At 72.8% G+C, this 22,129-nt stretch carries 17 protein-coding genes and 1 riboswitch; of the genes, 8 read left to right on the top strand and 9 right to left on the bottom strand.

Annotated features, from left to right (window positions below; translation table 11 throughout):
- The first annotated feature begins 145 nt into the window (after positions 1-145).
- From ACZ4IF_RS35655 to ACZ4IF_RS35665, 3 genes are read left to right on the top strand one after another with little or no spacing between them, the layout of a single operon-like run.
- Entirely contained in the window at positions 146-1,435 is a 1,290-nt protein-coding gene (locus ACZ4IF_RS35655; protein WP_467570941.1) for an amidase, read from the top strand.
- Entirely contained in the window at positions 1,432-1,761 is a 330-nt protein-coding gene (locus tag ACZ4IF_RS35660) for a hypothetical protein (RefSeq protein ID WP_426680678.1), read from the top strand. Before ACZ4IF_RS35655 ends, ACZ4IF_RS35660 begins: the two co-directional genes overlap by 4 nt.
- On the top strand, positions 1,758-2,867 hold the full coding sequence (locus ACZ4IF_RS35665; protein WP_467570610.1) for a zeta toxin family protein: 1,110 nt from the start codon (positions 1,758-1,760) through the stop codon (positions 2,865-2,867). Before ACZ4IF_RS35660 ends, ACZ4IF_RS35665 begins: the two co-directional genes overlap by 4 nt.
- A 4-nt stretch (positions 2,868-2,871) precedes the next feature.
- On the opposite strand, the gene ACZ4IF_RS35670 is transcribed toward ACZ4IF_RS35665, so the two are convergent.
- Entirely contained in the window at positions 2,872-3,429 is a 558-nt protein-coding gene (locus ACZ4IF_RS35670; RefSeq protein ID WP_467570612.1) for a hypothetical protein, read from the bottom strand.
- A gap of 44 nt (positions 3,430-3,473) precedes the next feature.
- On the opposite strand from ACZ4IF_RS35670, the gene ACZ4IF_RS35675 reads away from it, so the two are divergent.
- Together ACZ4IF_RS35675 and ACZ4IF_RS35680 are read left to right on the top strand one after the other, a co-directional pair.
- On the top strand, positions 3,474-6,233 hold the full coding sequence (locus ACZ4IF_RS35675; RefSeq protein ID WP_467570614.1) for a hypothetical protein: 2,760 nt from the start codon (positions 3,474-3,476) through the stop codon (positions 6,231-6,233).
- A 196-nt stretch (positions 6,234-6,429) separates the two neighbouring features.
- The gene (locus ACZ4IF_RS35680) at positions 6,430-7,023 is read left to right on the top strand and encodes a flavodoxin family protein (protein ID WP_467570617.1); all 594 of its coding nucleotides are present in this window, start codon (positions 6,430-6,432) and stop codon (positions 7,021-7,023) included.
- A 90-nt stretch (positions 7,024-7,113) separates the two neighbouring features.
- Here the strand turns inward: ACZ4IF_RS35680 and ACZ4IF_RS35685 are convergent, their stop codons facing one another.
- The 5 genes from ACZ4IF_RS35685 to ACZ4IF_RS35705 all read right to left on the bottom strand — a co-directional run bounded on the left by ACZ4IF_RS35685 (position 7,114) and on the right by ACZ4IF_RS35705 (position 12,907).
- On the bottom strand, positions 7,114-8,040 hold the full coding sequence (locus tag ACZ4IF_RS35685) for an ABC transporter permease (RefSeq protein ID WP_467570619.1): 927 nt from the start codon (positions 8,038-8,040) through the stop codon (positions 7,114-7,116).
- Positions 8,027-9,028 carry an ABC transporter ATP-binding protein gene (locus ACZ4IF_RS35690; protein ID WP_467570622.1) on the bottom strand — a complete coding sequence of 334 codons (1,002 nt, stop codon included), beginning with the start codon at positions 9,026-9,028 and terminating at the stop codon, positions 8,027-8,029. Before ACZ4IF_RS35690 ends, ACZ4IF_RS35685 begins: the two co-directional genes overlap by 14 nt.
- Positions 9,029-9,060: 32 nt before the next feature.
- Complete coding sequence (locus tag ACZ4IF_RS35695; protein WP_467570625.1) at positions 9,061-10,275, bottom strand: LolA family protein; 1,215 nt, start codon at positions 10,273-10,275, stop codon at positions 9,061-9,063.
- A gap of 274 nt (positions 10,276-10,549) precedes the next feature.
- Entirely contained in the window at positions 10,550-11,566 is a 1,017-nt protein-coding gene (locus tag ACZ4IF_RS35700; protein ID WP_467570627.1) for a CHRD domain-containing protein, read from the bottom strand.
- Between the two features lie 330 nt (positions 11,567-11,896).
- Positions 11,897-12,907, bottom strand: a complete 1,011-nt coding sequence (locus ACZ4IF_RS35705) for a polyprenyl synthetase family protein (protein ID WP_467570630.1) — start codon at positions 12,905-12,907, stop codon at positions 11,897-11,899.
- 542 nt (positions 12,908-13,449) lie between these two features.
- Between ACZ4IF_RS35705 and ACZ4IF_RS35710 the strand changes: the two genes are divergently transcribed.
- Together ACZ4IF_RS35710 and ACZ4IF_RS35715 are read left to right on the top strand one after the other, a co-directional pair.
- Positions 13,450-15,537 carry a CocE/NonD family hydrolase gene (locus ACZ4IF_RS35710; RefSeq protein WP_467570633.1) on the top strand — a complete coding sequence of 696 codons (2,088 nt, stop codon included), beginning with the start codon at positions 13,450-13,452 and terminating at the stop codon, positions 15,535-15,537.
- A gap of 466 nt (positions 15,538-16,003) precedes the next feature.
- Positions 16,004-16,117: riboswitch (cyclic di-AMP (ydaO/yuaA leader) on the top strand.
- Positions 16,118-16,139: 22 nt separating this feature from the next.
- Positions 16,140-16,871: a LysM peptidoglycan-binding domain-containing protein gene (locus tag ACZ4IF_RS35715; protein ID WP_467570635.1), complete on the top strand. Its 732-nt coding sequence runs from the start codon at positions 16,140-16,142 to the stop codon at positions 16,869-16,871.
- A 145-nt stretch (positions 16,872-17,016) separates the two neighbouring features.
- Here the strand turns inward: ACZ4IF_RS35715 and ACZ4IF_RS35720 are convergent, their stop codons facing one another.
- The 3 genes from ACZ4IF_RS35720 to ACZ4IF_RS35730 form a co-directional block, all read right to left on the bottom strand.
- The gene (locus ACZ4IF_RS35720; RefSeq protein WP_467570638.1) at positions 17,017-17,826 is read right to left on the bottom strand and encodes an HAD family hydrolase; all 810 of its coding nucleotides are present in this window, start codon (positions 17,824-17,826) and stop codon (positions 17,017-17,019) included.
- A gap of 204 nt (positions 17,827-18,030) precedes the next feature.
- Positions 18,031-19,281 carry an FAD-dependent oxidoreductase gene (locus tag ACZ4IF_RS35725; RefSeq protein ID WP_467570640.1) on the bottom strand — a complete coding sequence of 417 codons (1,251 nt, stop codon included), beginning with the start codon at positions 19,279-19,281 and terminating at the stop codon, positions 18,031-18,033.
- A 34-nt stretch (positions 19,282-19,315) separates the two neighbouring features.
- Positions 19,316-20,551, bottom strand: coding sequence for a carboxylate--amine ligase (locus tag ACZ4IF_RS35730; RefSeq protein WP_467570643.1), 1,236 nt, complete (start codon positions 20,549-20,551; stop codon positions 19,316-19,318).
- A 253-nt stretch (positions 20,552-20,804) separates the two neighbouring features.
- Between ACZ4IF_RS35730 and fahA the strand changes: the two genes are divergently transcribed.
- A complete protein-coding gene (gene fahA / locus ACZ4IF_RS35735) occupies positions 20,805-22,046 on the top strand; it encodes a fumarylacetoacetase (protein ID WP_467570645.1) in 1,242 nt (413 codons plus the stop codon).
- Positions 22,047-22,129: the final 83 nt, after the last annotated feature.

A 22,129-nucleotide genomic window follows, 5' to 3' on the forward strand; every position in this document is an offset into this window, starting at 1 on the left:
TCCTGCCCGCCGTACCGAAGGAGCCTCGGCCGACGCCATGAGACCCGAAGCGGAAATGGACCCGGCCCCGGCGCGGGCCCCGGAACCGGACGCCCTGCGGTGGCTGTCGGCCGAGGACACCGCCGCGGCCGTCCGGGCGCGCACCATGAGCGCGGTCGACGCGGTCGCCGCCGCGCTGACGCGGATCGCGCGGGTGGACCCCGGCCTCTCGGCGTTCGCGGAGGTGTGGGCCGAGGAGGCCCTCGGGCGGGCCGCCGAGGTGGACGCGCGGATCGCCGCGGGCGAGTGGCTGCCCCTCGCGGGCGTTCCGATCGGCGTCAAGGGCCGGCACGGACGGCGCGCGGCAGGCGCCCTGGTCGCGGCCGGCTGTGTGCCCGTCGGCGCCACGTCGGTGCCGGGCCCGGGCACGCCCTGGCAGACATGGGGCCTCGGGGCGCACGGCCGGACCGTCAATCCGTGGCGGGCCGACCGGACACCGGGCGGTTCCTCGGCCGGCTCCGCGGCGGCGGTGGCGGCCGGGCTGGTCCCCCTGGCGACCGGCAGCGACGGCGCGGGCTCGGTGCGGATTCCCGCGGCGTGGTGCGGTGTCCTCGGTCTGAAGACCACGACCGGCCGTCTGCCGTCGGCCGACCGCACCGGGCTGACGGCGGCCGGAGTCCTCACGCGCAGCGCCTCGGACGCCGCCGCGTACTGGCGCGTCGTGGCCTCCGGCCCGGACGGGAGGACCCCCGCCGGGCCGCCGTCCTCCTCCGCACAGCAGCGCCCTTCCCCGCAGCACCCCCCTTCCGCACCGCCCGGCGCCTCCGTACCGCCCGGCGCCTCCGTGCAGCCGGTCCGCGCCGTCTGGTCCGCCGGCCTCGGGTTCGCCGACACCGATCCCGCCATCGCCGCCCGCGCGTTCGCGGAGGTGCAGCGGCTCGCCGCGGCCGGGATCGTCCGCCTGGTGGAGCGCGAGGTGACCCTCACGGACCCCGGGCCCGCCTGGCTGGCCCTGCGGACGCCGGGCGGCGACGTCTCATGGGCCCGGACCGTGCGGGCGGCCAACGACGGGCGTCTCGCGGAGCTGTTCGGCGAGGTCCCGCTGCTGCTGACACCGGCCACACCGAACCCGCCGCACGGCCACGAAGGCCCCGGCGACCGTTACTCGACCGCTCTCACCTGGGCGTTCAACCTGAGCGGACATCCCGCGGCGAGTGTCCCCGCGGGTCTCGGCCCGGGCGGCTGCCCGGCCGGACTCCAACTGGTCGCCGCGCACGACTGCGAACCGCTGCTGCTGGACGTCGCACGGAGGGCCGAGCGGCACCGGCCCGCCCTCGTACCCGTCTTCGACGGCGGACGGGACGCGGCGGCACCGCACGCCGCCACCGCGTCGACCACGGACAGCACCCCGGCCGGCCCCCAGATCAGAAACAGACGAGGACAAGCCCACCGATGAACGAGACTCCCGCACACGGCGCCCCCGACGGCGCGACCCCGGGGGCCGGTCCGGCCCCCTCCCTGCGCGCCTATCTCGGCCTCTACTCCGCCGGGTTCGTCGGGCGCGAGGAGATGATCGCGACCGTCGCCGCCTGGCCTTTCGAGCCCGAGGAGGGGCTCGACGAAGGGCATCCCGAACCCACCCACCAGGACAACACCCTGTCCGTGGTCTCCGCCGCGCGGCTGCTCGGGCAGCTGACCCGCGAGGACGTGGCGGAGATCCAGCGCCGCATCGACCTCCGCGCCGACGGCGGGGCGGGCGGCGGGGCCGAACGGCGGCCATGACCCCGCACGACGGGCCGGAGGCGGGGCTCGCACCTGAATACCGCACGCTGTACCGGGTGTTGCAGACCCGGATGTCGGCCGGCGGCGATCTGGCGCCGGGGGACGGTGACACGTACAGCCGGTTCCGGCACGGCGCGCTGTGGACGCCGGACCGCGAGCGCCTGCACGAGGCCGTCCTGGAGGACTTCAAGGCCCGCTGCGCGGGACTGCCGCGCGACGGCCACGCGGCGCTGCTCACCGCCGGGGCGCCCGGCGCGGGCAAGGGCGGCGCGCTGCGCGGCCTCGCCGAGTGGCAGGGACGTGACGACGAGCTGGGCCGGGCGCTGGCCCGGGTGCACGGCATCGACGTGCGCGACTACGTGGTGCTGGACCCGGACGAGTTCAAGGTGGCGCTGTCCGAGCACGGCGGCACCCCTCGTCTGCCCGACCACGCACGCGCGTTGCCCGGCGGTCGCCTGCTGTCCCCGTCGGAGACGGCCTCGCTCACGCACCGCGAGTCGGCGTTCCTCCAGGGCGTCTTCGAGCAGTGGGCGCGCGCCGAGGGCCACAACCTGCTCTACGACGCGACGCTGCGCGACCAGCGGTGGAACGAGAAGCTCCTCGGCGACCTGCGTGCCGGCGGCTACGACAGGCGGGTCCTGCTGTCCGTGGAGGTGCCGGTCGAGCAGTGCCTCGCCCAGAACGCGAGCCGCTGGCAGCGCGGCCGCGCCGGCTTCGACGCGGGCCGTGACCGGTACGGAGGACGTATGGCCCCCGAGGACATGATCAAGGACCTCTATGCGCGGAGCACCTCGGGGCGCGGCTTCTCCGTCGGCCGCGAGAACGCCGAGAAACTGGTGGCGTCCGGGCTGGCGACCGGCTTGATCACTTCGGAACGGGGGGATTTCCCGGGCGGGCCCGGCGCACCGGTGGACCGCACGGCACGGGCGGGATTCGGGGCGGGTGCCGCCCCCGCCTTCCGGGAGGGCGACGCCGTCCTGCGTGTCGCCGCCGCGGGCCGGCTGCGCTCGGGCTCCGGTACGGCCACGGGCGGGCCGCCGGCGGCGCCCGCGGGCCCGGCGGTCACGGCCAGGACGCCTGCGCCCCGGCCCCCGCGGACGCCATGAACGGCTATGCGCCCGCCGGCGGGCTGAACCGGTCGACGCCCGCGAGGATGCGCTGCTTGCGCGCCCGGTTGTCCAGCAGCCTGGCCCGGCTGAAGCGGGTCGCGTCCTTGCGGTACAGCTCACGGCCGAGGTCGGAGGTGAAGCGCTCCGCGGGAACCTCGTCGGCGCCCTCCGGAAGGAACTTGAGGACCTCGTCGAGCGCCGCGAGTGCGTACGCGAAGCTCGCGCGGTGGTCGCGCTGTTCGGCGGGCGGCACGTTCAGCAGCCGCAGCCCCGAGTCCGTGCCGACCTGGTCCGAGACCCACAGGAACTCGCCGGGGTCGATGATCCGGGACGGCTCCGCGCCGCCGAACGCCGGTGGTGCGGGCGGCAGTTCGTCGGACATGACGAACGCGAACGAGCGGGTGCGGCCGCACTGCGGACACACGCCCTCGTACACGGCGACCAACGCGCCGTCACGCTCTTCGAGACGGTGCTCGCGCTCGAAGTCCCTCGCTCCGCACGCGCAGGCGTGCAGGTCCATGTAGAGGTGCGCTTCTTGAGTCGAACGAGCGATCAGCATGCCAAAATCCTACGTGCCACGAGGCAACCGAGGGGGAAGTGCCGGTGGAGCAGGAACCGTACGACGACAGGGCGGGGAGCGCGCGGCCGGGGACGGACGGTGCGGCGCAGGGCACGGGGCCCGTTCCCGGGGAGATCACCGTCATCACGGCGACCGAGGTGGCGGGCAGCCGTTTCACCGGCGGCACCGGCACGGCCCCGGAACCGGGCCGGCAGGTAGCCGTCGTCGCGCAGGCGCGGGCCGTGCTGCCGATGGTCGTACAGAGCCTGTACGCCGAGCAGTTGCGCTCCGTGGAGCTGCGCGGCGACGACACCGGTGACCCCCACTTCGTGCTCACCGACCACCGGGGCAAGGAGTTCACGCTGCGCGTGGACGCGGTGCCGCTGCCGGCCGGCACGGTCGCCCGCATGCATGTCAACACCACCTCGGACCACCACTTCGTGCAGCTCTCCGACCGGATGGACCCGCAGCAGGTGGGCAGGGCCCTGAGCCACGAGCTCGGCGAGATGCTCGCGGTGCGCGAGCGGGCGGTGCGGGCGGCGGCCGGCGACCCAGCGGTCGCCGGGGTGGCGCCGCCTCGGGAGGTGCTGCTGACGCGCGGCCGGCTCACCGCCGCCGAGGAGGGTTTCCGGCTGACCGAGGAGGACCTCGGCCGGGTCGGCGAGCTGAACCACCTCGCCGCACGGATGACGGACGCGACGCTCGACACCGCTCAACGCGCCGAGGCACGCGCGGAGTTGTCGGCCCTCATCGATCACACCGGGCTCCGCCCGCAGGCCCCTGCCGGATCCGAGCAGTTCGACCGTGAGCTCCAGGCCGCGGACCTGCGCCTGAACTCGATCGAACCCCATCTGACGCCCCGGGCCTGGCGGGCGGTGTCGCCTCTCGCCTTGCCCGCCGAGCAGTTGTCCGGTCAGGACGCGGCGGACCTCCAGGCGTTCCGGGCCCGCGCCGCGTACACGCTGCCGCTCGGCAACGGGCCGCCGATGCCGGGCATGCGCCCCGACGGCACCCCCGTCCCCCGCGAGGAACTCGCCGCGGCCGCGGCCGAGGCGGCCGACCGGCGCACCCGGGCGAGCGCCGCCACCCTGGACGAGCTGCGCGCCGAGGCGGCGGCGAGCGGCGAGTGGCCCACCCGGCCGGTGATGATCGGCGGCGGCGCCGGCCTCGTCGGCCGTGATCCGGACGCCCTGCTCGTCGACGCGCGGGGCCGCTGGCACCTGGACCCGGGCCAGGGCATCGTGCAGTCCGCCGACCAGGTCCGGGACATGCGGGCGACCGGGCTGGGCGACGCCCACCAGTTCGTCGACCCGACCGGGCGGGTGCCGCGGGACGCCGTGCGCCTGTGGGAGGACGAGCTGGCCGTGCGCGGGCCGGTCGTCGACGGGACCGCGCGGCTGCTGCCCGCACAGGACGGCCGTCTGTACGCGCACATCAGGCCCAACGACGGCTCACCGGACGTCTATGTGCAGGTCGAGGGCGTGCCGACGGTCGCCACCGGTCTGCCGCCCGAGATGGTGCCGGGCGTCGACCGTCGTGACGTGGTGAACCTGCCCGAGGCGATCGGCGCCGTACGCGGACAGCTGCCCGCCGACTCACCGGTCCACGAACGTCTCGCCGGGGCGCCCGACGCACGGCAGACGCTCCAGGTCCTGCGCGAGGAAGGGGTGCTGGACACCCTGCGGGCCGACGACGGGGCCCGGTCCGCGCTCCGGACGCTGGACGCCACCGCGCAGTGGGAGCAGGCCAGGGCGGCGGCCCCCGGGCGGGTCTTCCTCGGCGACGAGATCGCGGAGAACCGCTTCGACGTGAGCGCCGCGGATGCGCCGAAGACGTGGCTGGTCGCGGGCGCGGGCGGCACGGGCGTGGCCGACGCCGAGATCATCCTGGAGGCCGACCCGCAGGCCCGCGTCACCATCTACGGGCCGAACCTGCCGCCCGCGCTGGAGAACCAGGTCCAGTTCACCGCCATGCGCGAGCGTTTCGTCGCCGAGTACGGCGGCGACGGCCGGCTCACCATCGACATCCACCCCGACAACCGGGTCGGCGCCGTGCAGATGCACACCGGGCCCGACGGGAAGCCCCGGTTCCGGGAGGGACACGTGGAGGCCGACGCGTACGTCGCCAGCCTCGGGCGCACCGCACCGGTCCCGGAGGCACTCCGGGACCTGGGCGAGCAGACCCGTGCGGCGGGCGGACAGGTGCGCGGCGACCTGATGTTCGACCACGACCGGCAGTACCTCGGCTACGGCATGACCTTCGAGTCCGGCGGGCGGCAGCGCCGCGTCGAGGTGACCGGCGCCGCCTCCCAGGCGCTGCCCCGTGACGTCTTCCCGCGCGACACCCAGGCCGCGCTGGGCGCCATGGCCGCCCGGCAGGTCCCGTCCCAGAGCGGCAACGCGGCCCCCGGTTTCGCGCCGACGGCCCAGCAGTCCGTCCGCCTGGCGCAGGCACGGCAGCAGGGGACGGTGGAACGCCACGCGGCGGTACCGGAGAGCTGGCAGCGGCCGGCCGCGGCAGCGGGGACGACGCCTGTCTCCGGCCCTTCGGCCGGCCCCTCCTCGACCACGGCCGCGTCCGAGGGCACCCCGTCCGTCACCCCCGCCAACTCTGTCGCGGACACCCCGTCCGCCACCCCCGCCAACCCCGTCGCGGGCGCCGCACGGCGCCAGTCCGGCCGGGGTTCGGCCGCTCCGGGCGGTCCGGTGCCGGGCCCGGCACCCGGCCCGGCGTCGCCCGGGCAGCCACCGCGCGTCCAGCGCCCTCCTCAGCCGGGCGGGGGAGGCGGCGCGCCGGGGCGGTGACGCGTGGGGAGGCGGCGCCCTTCGAGGCGGTGACACCCATCGGGGCCGTGACGCGCGGGGCGGTGGCGCGCCCTTCGGAGCCGTGCCCCGTGGGTCGTGGACCCGCGGACCCCTGGACGACTGCATGCGTATGCATATATTGTCCACGCATGTAGTCGCTTGCAGTAGCTCCATCGCGCGTACCCCAGGGGGACCCATGACCCGCCGTTTCCTGTTCCTGCTCGGCAGCAGCCGTAGCGACGGCAACACCGAGCTGCTCGCGCGCAGGGCCGCCGAGCAGCTGCCCGGCGACGTCGAGCAGCGCTGGCTGAGCCTCGCCGAGCATCCGCTGCCCGACTTCACGGACCTGCGGCGCGACAGCGACCATCTTCTCCCGCCCGCCGGAAGCGACGTCGCACTGCTGCTCGACGCCACCCTCGCGGCCACCGACATCGTGATCGCCTCGCCGCTGTACTGGTACTCGGTGTCCGGCCTCACCAAGCGCTACCTGGACTACTGGTCGGGCTGGCTGCGCACCCCCGGCATCGACTTCAAGGCGACGATGGCGGGGCGCACCCTCTGGGGCGTCACCGCGCTGGCCCACGAGGAGCAGGAGGTCGCCGACCCGCTGGTCGGCACCCTCAACCACTCCGCCGCGTACATGAGGATGCGCTTCGGAGGGGTCCTGCTCGGCAACGGCAGCCGGCGCGGCGACGTGCTGGAGGACGCCGAGGCACTGGCGCGCGCGAAGACGTTCTTCGCGCAGGAGCCGCCGCTCGCCCGCTTCCCCTACGAGTCGGCCACCGTCTGACCGCCGCCGCGCGCCCGGCCCCCGCACGCCGGCCTCCCGCACGGTGGCGCCCTTGCGGACGGTGGCCTCCGTCGGGACTGCGACGTCGGTCTAGACGGTGATGTCCTTCGCCGCGAACCGCGCCCACGCCGCCGACCCGAACACGGCGGCGTACAGGCCCTGGAGGCCCAGGTTGCGGACCAGATCGTCCCAGTACACCGGTTCACGCATGAGGTCCGCGAAGGACAGCCAGTAGTGCGAGAAGAAGTACGGCTGGAGCGCGTGGAGCTGGGGGATCTGGTCGAGGATCTGGACGGTGATGAGGAGGCCGACCGTCGTCGCCATGGCCGCGATGCCGCTGTTCGTCAGCGTCGAGACGAACAGGCCGAGCGCCGCGACCCCGACCAGGGAGGCGGCGACGACCAGGGCGATGAGCAGCGCACGGCCGAGGCCTTCGGCGAAGCTGATCCGGGTCCCGGAGATCGTCGTCAGGTCTCCCAGCGGGAACAGCAGCGCGCCCACCGTGAGCGCCGAGACCGCCACGACGAGCGTGGCGACCAGACAGAACGTCATCGTGGTCGCGTACTTGGTGAGCAGCAGCCGGGTGCGGCCCGCCGGGGCGACCAGGAGATAGCGCAGCGTCCCCGCGTTCGCCTCGCCCGCGATCGCGTCACCCGCGATGACGCCGATCGCCATCGGCAGGAAGAACGGGAGCGTCGCGGCCAGCGCGGTGAACACCAGGAACAGACCGTTGTTGGTGACCTGCGAGATGAACGCGGGACCCTCACCGCCGCCGCCCGCCGCCGAGCCGTCGCTCGTCTCGATCCTGATGGCCACCCCGACCAGGATCGGCACGGCCGCGAGCACGCCCAGCAGGGCGATCGTCCGCCACCGCCGGAAGGTGGTGACCAGCTCGCTGCGGAACAGCCCGAACGTCCACAGCAGACCGGGGGACCGCGTCACCCCGGCCGGGTCCACCACGGCCCCGGCCGGGTCCGGCCGCGTGTCCGGCGCCGGCACCGCCTCAGCCCGCGACATCGAACCCCTCCCCCGTCAGTGCCACGAACGCGTCCTCCAGGGAGGCCCGTTCCACCCCGAAACCTCGGACCCGTACGCCGGCCGTCACCAACGCCGCATTGAGCTCGGCGAGTTCTCGGTCCGGGGGCTCGGCCGTCACCCCCGTCTCGGTCACCACGAGATCCGCCACTCCCTGTTCCTTCAGCACGCGCGCCGCGTCACCCGGGTCCGGCGTGGTCACCACCAGCCGGCCCCGCGCACCGGCGGCGAGGTCGGCCACCGCGCCCTGGACGACCAGCCGTCCCTGCGCCATCACGGCGGCATGCGTGCACACCTGCTCGATCTCGTCGAGCAGGTGTGAGGACAGGAAGACGGTCGTGCCGTCGGAGGCCAGCTCACGCACGAGGGCCCGGATCTCCCGCATGCCCTGCGGATCCAGGCCGTTGGTCGGCTCGTCCAGGACGAGCAGGCGGCGCGGCTGGAGCAGCGCCGCGGCGAGCCCGAGCCGCTGTTTCATGCCCAGCGAGTACGCCTTGGCCTTCTTGCCCGCCGCCGCGGCGAGGCCGACCCGGTCGAGGGCGTCCGCGACACGGGTGCGCCGGGTGCGCGGGTCGGCCGTCGGGTCGGCGGCGTCGTACCGCATCAGGTTGTCGCGCCCCGAGAGGAAGCCGTACAGCGCGGGGCCCTCGATGAGGGCCCCGACCTGGGGGAGCACGGCGCGTGCGGCACGGGGCATGGGCCGCCCCAGGAGGCGCGCCGTGCCCGAGGTCGGCTCGATCAGGCCCATCAGCATGCGGATGGTGGTGGTCTTGCCGGAGCCGTTGGGCCCGAGGAAGCCGAAGACGCTGCCCGCCGGGACCGTCAGGTCCAGGCCGTCGACGGCGAGCTGTCCGCCGCGGTAGCGCTTGGTGAGGGCGCGGGTGGCGATCACCGCGTCCTCGGCGGGCACGGCGCCCGCGCCACCCGTGTCGTCCGTCCGGTCGGACTCGGCGGCGGACAGCTCCTCCATGGGCTCCCTCGGTTCGTTCGGCTGCGGGGGACTCAGTGGGCGGCGTCGGCCGCCTTCACCAGGGCGTCCTTGGTGACGGCACCGGCGTACACCTTGCCGTCGTCCGTGATCAGCGCGTTGACCAGGCGGGTCGAGAAGACCGTACCCGAGCCGAACTTGCCGGAGACCTGGTCGCCGAGGGAGTTCAGGAACCCGTCGACGTCGCTGTTGCCGGACGAGCCCGACGGCATGCCCTGGCCGCCCGTGTCGAACTCGGCGATCGAGTTCCAGCCCTTGCCGATGGTCTTCAGACCGCCGAGCCCCTCACCGAGCCCCATGCCGAAGTCCTCGCCGGACTTCCGGGAGTGCTCCGATGCCTTCGACTCGTCGGCCTCGGTGACCTTCGCGCCCTTCGGTGGGGTGAAGTCGAACGTCGACGCGGCCGGCTCCGAGAAGTCGACCTTGGTGAAGCCCGCGTCGACCACTGCCGCGCCGCCGCTCGCCGGCGTCAGCGTGAACTTCAGCGGCAGGCCCGTCTTCGCGTCCACCCCGATGCTGATCGCACCGACCGTGGAGCCGGACTGCTTCGGCTTGATGACCAGCCGGTACGCGTCCCGGCCCGCGATCTGGGCGGTGCCGTCGACGGTCACGGAGGTCGTGTCGTCGACCGCCTTGAGCGCTTCCTCGGCGAAGTCCTTGGGCGTGGCCGGGACGCCCTCGGGCGCCTTGCCCTTCTTCTCCTCGGACCGGGGCGCGGTCGCGTGGTAGGCCTCGTTCGACTTGCTGTCGTACGCCCATACGTCGTCGCCGTTGTGGACGACGCTGTACTCGGCCGCGCTGTCCAGCAGGGAGATCCTGCCCTTGTCCGGGCCGTCGGCGGCGACGCGCAGCGTGTGCGTGCCGGAGGCCAGTTCGAGGAGCTTGGACTGCGGGTCGGCGGAGGAGCCGCCGTCGCCCTCGGCGGCGCCGGAGGCGAAGCCGCCGGCCAGGCCGCCCAGGTCGGGCAGCCCGAGATCGGTGCTGATCTTGACCGTGCCGGACAGCTGTTGGACGTCGGACGTGGCGATCTTCTCGATGAGCTGCTGCGCGGTGACCTTCGGCAGGTCGGGGTCTCCGGAGTCGGCGAGTGCCGGGACCAGCCCGATGGTCGCCGCCGCCACCCCCACCACCGCGACCGGGACGACATACCTGGCGGCCTTGCGCCGCCCGGAGCGCACGTCCTCGGCCTCGTCGGCCTTCGTGCTGTCGTCGGATTCGTACGGTGCCATGTGTGCCTTACCTCCGTCGTCGGCGGCGGCCCTACCGTCGTGCCCTTCTCCACTCCTAAGCCGCCATTCTCACCCGAACCGGTGAGGAGTGGTGTTATCCATCTGACCAAATCGGCCGGAGGGAAGCGTCAGACCCCGGACTCAACTCCGCGTACTCCTGCGGTATGACGCGGGGAGGCGGTGTCTCCCCCGACCCGTAGGGGTCGGGGGAGACACCGTCCGGGCCGACGGGCCGCCGCGCCCGGCACCGGGCCGGGCGCGGCCGCCTGCGGGGTCAGCGCTGCACGAACACGTAGTCCGCCTGGTAGGGCACGCCCACCACGGTGCCCGGTGTGCAGGACCCGGCGGGGGCGACGCCGCCCACGGTGTTGAGGCGGAGGATCTCCTGCGTTCCGGCCAGCAGACCGTGGTGCTTGCCGGAACCAGTGGCCTTGAGGTCCAGCTCGGGGATGTTCTTGTCGCCGTTCGGGGTCTTGGAGATCAGTGCGCCGGTGACGGCACTGCCGTCGGGCGCGACCCACTGCGGCGTCCCGGAGCCGGGCTTCACGAACGAGTGGGCGATGTGGCCGCCGAGCCGGGCCGAGACGTCGCGCTGGACGAAGGCCCGGCCGCCGTCCTCGGCGGTCTTGCACTCGTAGATCTGCCTGCCCCGGACGACCGAGGCCTGGAAGTTGCCCAGGGCGTTGTGGAAGTCGAAGGTGCCGGTGACCTTGTGGAGCTGGCCGCGCACGGCACCGCCGGGGAACTCGGCGGTGTGCAGATTGGCGTAGAAGGAACCGGGGTCGGTCTTCAGCGCGTCGAGCAGGGCCGCGTCCTCGACCTCGACGGTGCCGACGACGCTGTGGTGCCTGATCCTGCCGAGCAGCCCGGTGAAGTCGACCTTGACGCCGCCGTTGGCGCCCTTGGCCCCCTGGTGGATGTGGAGCAGGGTCGGCCTGCCGGTGCCGCGCCAGGTCACGGCGACGGACACCTTGTTGCCCTTGACCTTGATGAACTCCAGTGCCGCGCCGTCCTTGTCGCCGACGGCGGGGCCGCCCTGGACGGGCACCTCGTTGGCGCCGCGCAGGCTGGTGGCGAGGATGGTCCCGCCGCCGCCTCCCATGACGCCGCTCTGCGTGACGATGGTCCGGTCGTCGTGCGCGGAGTGGCTCGTGCCGTGGCCTTCACGGTGACTGCCGCTGTCGGCGACCGCCGGGATGACGGCGGCGGCGACACCGGCCGCGGCGGCGACCGCGACACCGGTCAGGATCAGACCCTTGCGACGCGTACTGATCGTGGCGTTCGATCCCATGATTCTGTTTTCTCCCCGTACTTCAGCCGACGCCCCCTGCGTCAGCTTCTGGGCATGAGTACGGACCTGATCTGACCCTGGACTCATTCCAACTCAGTGACACACGTCACACTCCCGGGTGAGCCCCGAACACGCCGAAACCCCCTGGGACCGGACACGACGGCTCGCCCGTCCGGCGCTTGAGGACGAGGCCGTCCAGGCCGATCAGAGGGCACGGAGAGCCGGCCCGAGACCAGAGACCACGAGCCGGGCGTGGACCGGGGCAGAGGCGCGAACCAGGGCCGGGGCGTGGGCCGGGGCCAGGACGTGGACCGGGCCCGGAGGACCAGGTCAGCCGGCCCGGTGCACCACCGCGTCCACCAGCTCCACGAGCGCCGCCTTGGCATCACACTCCGGCAACGGAGCCAGCGCCGCACGCGCCTCCTCCGCGTACCGCACGGTGTCCCGCCGCGCCTGCTCCAGGGCCGGGTGGGACCGCAGCCGGGCCAGCGCCTCGGCGTGCCGGGCGTCGTCGGTGAGGTCGGAGTCGAGCAGCTCGCACAGCGCGATGTCGTCCGCGAGCCCGAGCCGCTCCGCGCGCTCACGCAGCCGGAGCACCGGCAGCGTGGGGATGCCCTCGCGCAGGTCCGTGCCGGGCGTCTTGCCGGACTCGTGCGAGTCGGACGCGATGTCCAGCACGTCGTCCGCGAGCTGGAAGGCGACACCGAGACGCTCCCCGTACTGGGTGAGCACGTCGACGACCGTCTCGTCGGCGCCCGACATCATCGCGCCGAACCGGCAGGCGACGGCGACCAGCGAACCGGTCTTGCCGCCCAGGACGTCGAGGTAGTGATCGACCGGGTCGCGCCCGTCGCGCGGCCCCGCGGTCTCCAGGATCTGGCCGGTGACCAGCCGTTCGAAGGCCTCGGCCTGGATGCGGACCGCCTCGGGCCCGAGGTCGGCCAGGATGTAGGAGGCACGGGCGAAGAGGAAGTCGCCGGTCAGGACGGCGACCGAGTTGTCCCAGCGGGTGTTGGCGCTCGGCACCCCGCGCCGCACGTCCGCCTCGTCCATCACGTCGTCGTGGTACAGCGTGGCGAGGTGGGTGAGCTCGACGACCACCGCCGAGGGCACGACACCCGGCGCGTAGGGATCGCCGAACTGCGCGGCGAGCGTCACGAGGAGCGGCCGGAACCGCTTCCCGCCGGCCCGCACGAGGTGCTGGGCGGCTTCCGTGATGAAGGGGACCTCGCTCTTGGTGGCTTCGAGCAAACCCTCCTCGACAGCCGCCAATCCGGCCTGGACATCGGCTTCGAGAGCCTGGTCCCGCACGCTCAGCCCGAACGGCCCGACGACGGTCACGAGAGGTTCTCCTGTCTGCTGACGATCACATGGCGAAACTCGGTCGATCATTCGGTCGATGACACGGTTTGTCGATGTGTCGCTGCCATCACTCAAGTCAGCGTATCCGGTCACGTTTCGATCACCACGAGCGCCCACCGTCCCCCGGTCGACTTGGCTCCGGCAGGAGGCACCTCCATGCCCGGGCGGTATCCGATCACCAACGGTATGTTCACGACCAGCCGATACCCGGCGACATGTGGCGATACGTTCCGAGGCAACCGGAAGTGGGTGGCCGTGTCCCGAACCTGTGCCGAGCCGAGCCCGGCAGCCGGCCCTCGTCGCCGACCGGTCGGCATCACCTGGCCGGACGCACGCACACGGCGGAACGCATCCCCTCGGTGGACGCCGTGCACGGCGCCGTCCACCGAGGTCACCCCCACGCACCCAGCGCGCCCCACGCACCGCAAGGGCCCGCCGGGCCGCCCCGACAGACCACGCCCCACGACCGTGCCGAACCGCCCGAGTCCCACGGCTCCGCCGGGCCCGGGAGCGCGATGATCATGCACATCCGTACATCCTTCCCGTACGAGACCGCCCACGAGGACCTCTGGATCCCTCTCCCGGACGGCACCCGTCTGTACGCGCGCGTCTGGCGCCCGCTGACCGAGGAACGCGTACCCGCTCTTCTCGAATACCTTCCGCACCGCCTCACGGACCGGACCGCGCCCCGCGACTGGCAGCGTCACCCCTGGTACGCGGGCCACGGCTACGCCTCCGTCCGCGTGGACATCCGCGGGCACGGCAATTCGGAGGGCGTGCCGGCGGACGCGCACACGCAGGAGGAGCTGGACGACGGCGTGGAGGTGGTCAACTGGCTGGCCGCCCAGCACTGGTGCACGGGAAGCGTCGGCATGTTCGGCATCTCCTGGGGCGGCTTCGGCTCTCTCCGGATCGCGGCCCTCGCACCCGAGCCGCTCAAGGCGGTCGTCGCGGTCTGCTCCACGGACGACCGCTACGACAACGACGTCCACTACGCAGGAGGTTCCGTACGGGCCGCCGGCCTGCACGCCCGGTCGGCCGCGACGCTCGCCTCCGCCGCCCTTCCCCCGGACCCCGCGCACGTGGGCGAGGTGATGTGGCGGGACATGTGGGTGAAGCGGCTCCAAGCGGTGGAGCCACCCGTCCACACCTGGCTGGAGCACCAGACCCGGGACGCGTACTGGCGCCACGGGAGCGTCCGCGAGAACTACGGAGCGATCCGGGCGGCGGTCCTGGCGGTCGGCGGCTGGCACGACCCGTACCGCGACACGGTGCTGCGTCTGGTCGAGCACCTGCCACCCGATCGCGTACGCGGAGTGATCGGCCCGTGGTCGCACCACTACCCCGACCGGGACCGGCCGCCCGGCCCGGCGATCGGCTTCCTCCAGGAGACCCTGCGCTGGTGGGACCACTGGCTGCGCACCCCGGCGACGCCCGCCCCAGACCCCGACCCCGCCCCAGACCCAGACCCCGGCCCCGGCCCCGGCCCCGGCCCCGGCCCCGGCCCCGGCCCCGGCCCCGGCGGCATCATGGCGGAACCGCTCCTGCGCTCGTACGTCATGGACGCGCGCCCCCCGGCGACGACGTACCCGGTGATCACCGGCCGCTGGGTGGGTGATCCCGTGTGGCCGTCCCCCACCGTGACCCGGGTCACGTACGCGCTCCAGGGCGACCCGGTGACGGTGCGCTCGCCGCAGCACACCGGGGTGGACGCGGGCCGCACCGTCCCGCACGGCCACGACGCCGACCTGCCCCCGGACCAGCGCGAGGAGGACGCCCGCTCGGTCTGCTTCGAGTTCGAGGTCACGGAGGAGACCTGGGTCCTGGGCCGCCCGGCGGTCCGGCTGCGGCTGACCTCGCACTCCCCCCGGGGCCAGGTGATCGCCCGGCTGTGCGACGTGGCTCCCGACGGCGCCTCGACGCTCGTCACCCGGGGCGTGCTGAACCTGTCGGCGCGCCACGGCAGCGACCGGGCCACGACGTGGGTGCCGGGCGCGACGGAGGACGTGCTCGTCGAGCTGGCCCCCATCGGTCACGCGTTCCCGCCCGGGCATCACGTCCGGCTCGCCGTCTCCTCCGCGTACTGGCCGTGGGTCTGGCCCCAGCCCGGTCCGGAGACCGGCTTCACCCTGGACCCGGCGGCCGGCGCCCTCGAACTCCCGGTGAGGGCACGGGAGTCGGACCCGGCGATCGTCTTCGAGGAGCCGGAGCAGTCCGCGCCCCTCGGGGCGGCCTCCCCCGCGACGCTGGACGAGCCGCGCCCCGAGCGGCTCCTCGTGCACGACGTCGCCAAGGGCGAGTGGCGCCTGGAGACCGACGTCCGTCACGAAGGCACCCGTATCCACCCGGACGGCCTCGAAGTCACGGAGGACGTCGGGGAGTCGTACACGATCGACGAGTCCGGCCCCTTGTCGGCGCGCGCCCGCTCGGCCTGGTCGGTCCGCTTCCACCGCCCCGGCCTCCCCTGGGACGCCCGGGTGACGACGCGATCGGAACTCACCTGCTCCGAAGAGGAGTTCATCGCCTCCGACGAGGTCATCTGCAGGGACGGCGACGAGGTGGTCTTCCACCGGACGTGGGAGAAGCGGATCCCGCGCACGGCGGGCTAGGGCCGCCACCGGCCCGGCCCCGCCCGCCGGGGCGGCCGGACGCGCGGCCGCCCGGCCCCACGGAACCTCCTACACCCTGCCCGAGTTGCCCGATTTGCCCCCCTCGGACCACCGCCCTGCCGATGTCCGAATTGCCCAACTCGTACACATAGCCCATCGGGGCATGATGTCCGAGTTGCCGGTCTTGCCGCTTTGATTCGCCTTGGTCTCGTGAGTTGGGTCACGTACACCCTCGACCGGGAATTTACGCCGCCTTCACAGAACCCCTTTGCTAAAGGCAAGTTGAGGAACCAATTCCGGTTGAATCGGACGAATCGACGTCGCTTTAATCAGCTGAAAGCGATCTTCGTCCGAAATTCAGACCTTGTTCCCGACATGTGCTCTCGCATACGTTCACGTCGATCCCGGGCGGATCGCCGAATCCTGCCGCCGCCCGGACCCACCCACCCACGCACACACGGCAGGAGCGGGGGAACCCAGGCAAACCGTCGATCCGGGACAAACCGGAACGACTCGGGGTCAAGCCGCACAGAGAGCGCGGCCGGGCACCTCCCCGCCCGAACCCGACAGCTCACCTCGCAGGCGCAGGAGAGGAAACCGCCATGTCCGGACGACTCATGAACCGCCGCTTCAGGACCAGCCCCCTCGTCACCCGTGGCGTGCTCGCCGCCGGTGTGGGCGGAGTCGCCCTCGCGCTCCCCCTCCTGAGCGCCACCGGCGCCCAGGCCGCCACCGCGACCCAGACCGTCCGGGCGACCGTCCCCCAGGTGCAGCTCCTCACCTACACCGTGGTCGCCGGCGACACCCTCCAGACCGTCGCGAAGAAGAACCCGTCGAGCGGTGGCTGGCAGGCGCTGTACGACGCGAACAAGGCCGTCATCGGCCCCGACGCCGCCCACCTGCGCCCTGGACTGGTGCTGACGGTGGGTACGAAGAACCTCGCGACCGGCGTGGTGTCCCCGCTGACCAAGGCCGCACCGGCGGCAGGGGCCCCCTCCTCCGGCAAGACGTACACCAACAACCTCGACGGCTGGATCAAGCACTCCCTGGACATCATGGCCAAGGCGCGCATACCCGGCACGTACAACGGCATCCACCGCAACGTGATGCGCGAGTCCTCCGGCAACCCCCGTGCCATCAACAACTGGGACTCCAACGCCAAGGCCGGCATCCCCTCGAAGGGCCTCCTCCAGGTGATCGACCCCACCTTCAAGGCCTACCACGTCCCCGGCACCTCGATGGACCCGTACGACCCGGTCGCGAACATCACGGCCGCCTGCAACTACGCCGCGGCGAAGTACGGCTCGATCGACAACGTCAACGGAGCGTACTGACCCGGCGACAGCGGCACATCGCCTCCTCGGGGCGCGCGACGGACCTCCGCCCGCGCCCCGAATGAGAATCTTTGTCCGTCTTTCTCCGCTTTTCTCCTGTCGGGGTGTCCGCGCCCGGAAGGACATCCGCACCGCGACCGGACGTCTACACCCCGAAGAGCCGTTCCAGCACGACCGCGATGCCGTCGTCCTCGTTCGACAAGGTCACCTCGTCGGCCACCGCCTTCAGTTCCGGATGCGCGTTGGCCATGGCGATCCCGCGGGCCGCCCAGTCGAACATGGGGATGTCATTGGGCATGTCGCCGAAGGCGAGGGTCTCGGCGGGCGCGAGACCGAGGTGCGCCGCGGCGAGGGCCAGACCCGTCGCCTTGGTCACACCGCATGGCTGGAGTTCGACGGTGCCCGGCCCCGACATGGTGACCGTCGCCAGCGAGCCGACCACCGACCGTGCCGCCGACGCCAACTCGTCGTCGCTCAGGGAAGGGTGACGGAGCAGCACCTTGCTGATGGGCTCCGTCCACAGGTCGTCGCGCCGCCGCACCCGTACCGCCGGGAGCGTCGGGTGGGGCATCACGTAGCCCGGTTCGATCAGGGTCAGCCCGTCCACGCCGTCCTGGTCAACCGCCGCGTACAGCAGGCCGACTTCCGCCTCAATCTTGCCGAGCGCCGTCTCCGCCAGTTCCCTGTCCAGGGTCACCGACCACAGCATCCGGTCCGCCCCGGCGTCGTACAGTTGCGCTCCCTGACCGCACACCGCCAGCCCCTCGCCGCCGAGTTCGTCCAGCAGCGGTCGCACCCTCGGTGCGGGACGGCCCGTCACCACGAGATGCCGGGCACCCGCCTCGGCCACCCTCGCCAGCGCGGCCCGCGACCGGTCGGAGAGGGTGTCGTCGCCGCGCAGCAGCGTTCCGTCCAGGTCAGTGGCGATGAGTGAATATGCAGTCGGAGCGGCCATGATCCGAAGAATACGGATCGCACGACTCAACGGCCCGCCGTGAACCGGACGACGTCCGGTATCCCGCCCGCAACGCCCCTCACCGTCCGGGCGACAGGGGCAGTTCGCCGTACAACCCGTGCGCGCGGTACGCGAAGGCGCCCCTTCTCCACAGCCGGGCACGGACGAGGGGCGCCGCCTCGCCCGCGGCGCCCCTCCCTCAACTCACCTGTGTGCGGCGGTCAGATGTCCGGCCAGCCGGGGCGAGGCGAACTCCGTCCCGCACACGAACCGCATCACCGGCCCGTACGAGGACGCCGCCGGCAGCCCGGTGAAGTACAGGCCGCGGACGGAGGAGCGGTAGCCCGCGCCCAGCCTCGGAGTGCCGCGGCTGACCGCCAGTTCGGTGCGCAGCTCGTGCCCCAGGAAGTCCATCGCAGCGATGTCGACGCGATAGCCGGTCGCCGCGACGACATGGTCGGCGCAGAGCTCCTCGGCCCGGCCCTCATGGGTCCGGACGGTCAGGACGGGACTGCCCTCGCGCACCTGGGCGCGGACGATCCGCTGGACCTCGCGGACCTCGACCTTGCCCTCGAAGCGGTCGCGCAGCCACCAGGCGCCGAGCGGGCCGAGCACCCGGCGCACCAAGTAGTGCCGGGCCCGCGCGGGCAGGTAGCGATAGGGCTGCGGGTAGTAGCTCAGGGCCCACAGGGACCAGGCGCGGCCGAAGGGGGACTCGGGGCGCAGCCTCGGCTGGTTCCACGGGGGCGCGCCGAAGGCCACGGCGCCCTTGCCGCGGGACACCACCCGTACCCGCGCACCCGCCTCCGCCGCGAGCGCCGCCGTCTCCAGGGCGGACTGGCCGGCGCCGACGACGATCAGCTCCTTGCCGGAGAACCGGCTCAGGTCGTGGTGCTGGGAGCTGTGCGAGACGGGGCCCGTGGGGGTGGGCCCGTCGGCCGCCACGCTCGCGAGCTCGGGAGGCAGATGGTCGAGTCCGGACAGGCCGGTGGCCACCACGACGGCCCGCGCGGTGAACAACTCCCCGGAGTCCAGCTTGAGTTCGAAGCCGTCCGGGCTCTCGGCGGCACCGGAGCGGGCGGAGCCGCCGGAGCGGCCGCGGCCGGCCTTGCGGTCGACGGAGACGACCCGCACCCGCTCCAGCTCGGGCACCAGCTTCCGCTGGAACCACTCGCCGTACGCGATGAACGTCTCGACGGGGATGATGTCCTCGTCCGTGACGAGGCGCGGTGTCCCGGCCGCGTCGCAGTAGTCGAGGAGTGTGTGCCCGCGCTGCGGGGCGTCGATGGTGGATGCGGCCGGGGTCGACTTGAGGAGCATTCCCTCGGGCATGTGGTCGCGCCAGCTCACCATGGGCTCGCCGAAGACACGCACCGGGACACCGCGGGCCCTCAGATGGGCCGCGGTCGACAGGCCGAACGGCCCGGCACCGATGACTGCTACCGGATGAATCACGAAGTCCCCTCCCCAGGACGTCGGACGTCTGCCGTCACTTCGTGGTGGTGCTGCCGCGGCGATGGGTGCGCCACAGCTGATACAGGTGCTTCGCGCCCGGCCGCACGAAGCGCGCGAGCATCGTGAAGAACGGCCGCAGGTCGTCGCCCGCGAGCCAGGCCAGCTCCGTACCGCTCGCGCGAGTCGGTGCGTGCGGTGTCGTGTAGCCGCTGCGCCGGTAGGCGAGCAGCGCCGGCAGGTCGATGTTCTCCACGACGTAGCGGTGACCGGCCCGCTGTTCCCCCTCCGGAACGGCACGCCCGGTCAGATCCAGATGCATGGCGCGGACGACGTCGATCCCCGACTCGTTCTCGAAGAGACGGAACTGCGCGCCCATCCGCGGGTTGAAGTCGAGGAGCTTGTACTGCCCGTCGCGCCGGTCGAAGCGCAGGTCGAGGTCGATGATGCCGCTGAAGCCGATCTCCTTGATGAACCGGGCGGCGAGGTCGGCGAGTTCCGGATTGTCGACGACGTACGCGTTCGCCGTCATTCCCGCGTGCGGAGGCCAGGAGCGGACCTTGACGCCCGTGAACATCGCGAGGGGCGTCGAGTCCGCGTCGAAGTAGGCGTGCACGATCCAGTCCTCCGCGTCCTCCCTGGGCAGGTACTCCTGGAGGATCACGCCCGGTTGCGGACCCCAGTCCCGGGCGAGCGTCAGCAGGCCCTCGCGGGTCGCGATACGCGTCGTGCCGTTCACGGCGGGGCGGCTGCGGCGCACGAACGCCTCGCGGTTCTTGGCGACGACGGGGAAGCGGGCGCTCTCGGCGAACTCGACGATGTCCTCGTACGACTGCGGAAAGGCCGCCGCGGGACTGGGGATGCCGTGTTCGACGCACAGTTCGTGCAGCCCCTGCTTGCTGGCGAGCCTGCGGGGCAGCTTGGCGTCCACGCGCGGGAAGAGGAAGCGGTCGCCCAACTCGTCCTGGTGCTCGGCGATGAGGACGGCGGCCTCCTCGTCCGTCGGCACGAGGACCGTCGGCCGCCCGATCCGCCTGCCGATCCGCAGCAGCCCCTCGACGAGCCGTTCCGGTTCCTCCGTCCCCCTCGTCGGCCAGACGAACGCGCGGCGCAGATAGCGCGAGCTCGCGGCCGGTGTGTAACGGTCCTCGGTGATCGCATACATCGGGATGCCCAGCCGGCCCAGACTCCGGATGGCACCCACCCCACCGTGGTGCAGCGGATAGTCGCCGAACTTCACGATGAGGCCCGGAACATGCTGGTCGGCGTGCACCGGCGCACTTCTGGAGCTCCTGGCCACGGGTCCCCCCACGCGTCCCCCTACGGACCGGACCCACCCCGTCCGTGTCCCCAAAGGACGCTAAGCCGGAATTGCCACGTCCGACAAGGAAAATTCGGACATTGCAAACTCTTTAGGCACTGCCACAGCAGGGTCACTCCCCCGTAACGTGTGCCGCGACCACACAGAACGTGTGGCACACCTGGATCAGACGACGCGTACGAATCCGAAAGCGAGGCACCTACCGATGCCCCCCTTCGATGTCCCCGAGGGCGATCCCTTCGGCCCGCACAACCTTCCGTACGGCGTGTTCTCCCCGAGCGGCGACCCGGGCGGTTCCGCGGAGCGGCGCGTCGGCGTCCGGCTCGGCGACCATGTGCTCGACGCGGGTGCCGCCGCCCGCGCGCTCGGTTCCCCGTACGCCGAGCTCCTCGCACAGCCCACGCTGAACCCGCTGCTCGCGGCCGGCCGCACCACCTGGTCCGACGTACGCCGGGCGCTCACGGCCTGGGTGACCGTCCCGGCCCACCGGGAGACCCTCGAACCGCACTTCCACCCGCTGTCCGAGGTCACCCTGCACCTTCCCTTCGAGGTGGCGGACTACGTCGACTTCTACGCCTCCGAGAACCACGCCCGGAACGTCGGTCAGATCTTCCGGCCCGACGCCGCCGACTCCCTGACCCCCAACTGGAAGCACCTGCCGATCGGTTACCACGGCCGCTCCGGCACGGTCGTGGTGTCCGGCACGGATGTCGTGCGCCCCTCCGGCCAGCGGAAGGCACCCGCCGACGCCGAGCCCGTCTTCGGTCCCTCCGTCCGCCTCGACATCGAGGCGGAGGTCGGTTTCGTGGTCGGCGCCCCCTCCCCCATGGGCACGCCCGTCCCGCTCGCCTCCTTCCGCGACCACGTCTTCGGCCTCTGCCTCCTCAACGACTGGTCGGCGCGCGACATCCAGGCGTGGGAGTACGTGCCCCTCGGCCCCTTCCTCGGCAAGTCCTTCGCCACGTCGGTGTCGGCGTGGATCACCCCGCTCGACGCCCTGGACAGCGCCCTCGTCGCGCCGCCCGCCCGCACGCATCCCCTGCTCCCCTACCTCGACGACTCCGCCGAGGAGCCGGGCGGCTACGACCTGCGGATCTCCGTGGCGATCAACGGTCACGTCGTCTCCGAACCACCCTTCTCCACCATGTACTGGACGGCCGCGCAACAGCTCGCCCACATGACGGTGAACGGCGCCTCCCTGCGTACCGGCGACCTGTACGGCTCCGGCACCGTCAGCGGCCCCTCCGAGGCCGAACGCGGCTCCCTCCTGGAACTCACCTGGAACGGCCGTGACCCGCTCGAACTCCCCGACGGCAAGCGCGCCTTCCTGGAGGACGGCGACGAGGTGACCCTGACGGCCTGGGCACCCGGCCCCGGCGGAACCAAGGTGGGGCTGGGAGAGGTCCGCGGCCGCATCACGAGCGCCGTGGGCGTCACGGAGGCCTAGGGGCCGGCGCCGCGGGAACGGCCCGGAGCCACGGGTGCGGCCCGTCCGGGGCACGCGTTTCCGGCGCCTCCGGCGCCAGGTCC

This window comes from Streptomyces sp. NPDC025784, from assembly GCF_055558435.1.

Excerpts from the sequence above, each read along its gene's own strand:
- ACZ4IF_RS35655 (WP_467570941.1), top strand. The coding sequence starts at position 146 with ATGAGCGCGGTCGACGCGGTCGCCGCCGCGCTGACGCGGATCGCGCGG.
- ACZ4IF_RS35660 (WP_426680678.1), top strand. The coding sequence starts at position 1,432 with ATGAACGAGACTCCCGCACACGGCGCCCCCGACGGCGCGACCCCGGGG.
- ACZ4IF_RS35665 (WP_467570610.1), top strand. The coding sequence starts at position 1,758 with ATGACCCCGCACGACGGGCCGGAGGCGGGGCTCGCACCTGAATACCGC.
- ACZ4IF_RS35670 (WP_467570612.1), bottom strand. The coding sequence starts at position 3,429 with ATGCTGATCGCTCGTTCGACTCAAGAAGCGCACCTCTACATGGACCTG.
- ACZ4IF_RS35680 (WP_467570617.1), top strand. The coding sequence starts at position 6,430 with ATGACCCGCCGTTTCCTGTTCCTGCTCGGCAGCAGCCGTAGCGACGGC.
- ACZ4IF_RS35685 (WP_467570619.1), bottom strand. The coding sequence starts at position 8,040 with ATGTCGCGGGCTGAGGCGGTGCCGGCGCCGGACACGCGGCCGGACCCG.
- ACZ4IF_RS35690 (WP_467570622.1), bottom strand. The coding sequence starts at position 9,028 with ATGGAGGAGCTGTCCGCCGCCGAGTCCGACCGGACGGACGACACGGGT.
- ACZ4IF_RS35695 (WP_467570625.1), bottom strand. The coding sequence starts at position 10,275 with ATGGCACCGTACGAATCCGACGACAGCACGAAGGCCGACGAGGCCGAG.
- ACZ4IF_RS35700 (WP_467570627.1), bottom strand. The coding sequence starts at position 11,566 with ATGGGATCGAACGCCACGATCAGTACGCGTCGCAAGGGTCTGATCCTG.
- ACZ4IF_RS35710 (WP_467570633.1), top strand. The coding sequence starts at position 13,450 with ATGCACATCCGTACATCCTTCCCGTACGAGACCGCCCACGAGGACCTC.
- ACZ4IF_RS35715 (WP_467570635.1), top strand. The coding sequence starts at position 16,140 with ATGTCCGGACGACTCATGAACCGCCGCTTCAGGACCAGCCCCCTCGTC.
- ACZ4IF_RS35720 (WP_467570638.1), bottom strand. The coding sequence starts at position 17,826 with ATGGCCGCTCCGACTGCATATTCACTCATCGCCACTGACCTGGACGGA.
- fahA (WP_467570645.1), top strand. The coding sequence starts at position 20,805 with ATGCCCCCCTTCGATGTCCCCGAGGGCGATCCCTTCGGCCCGCACAAC.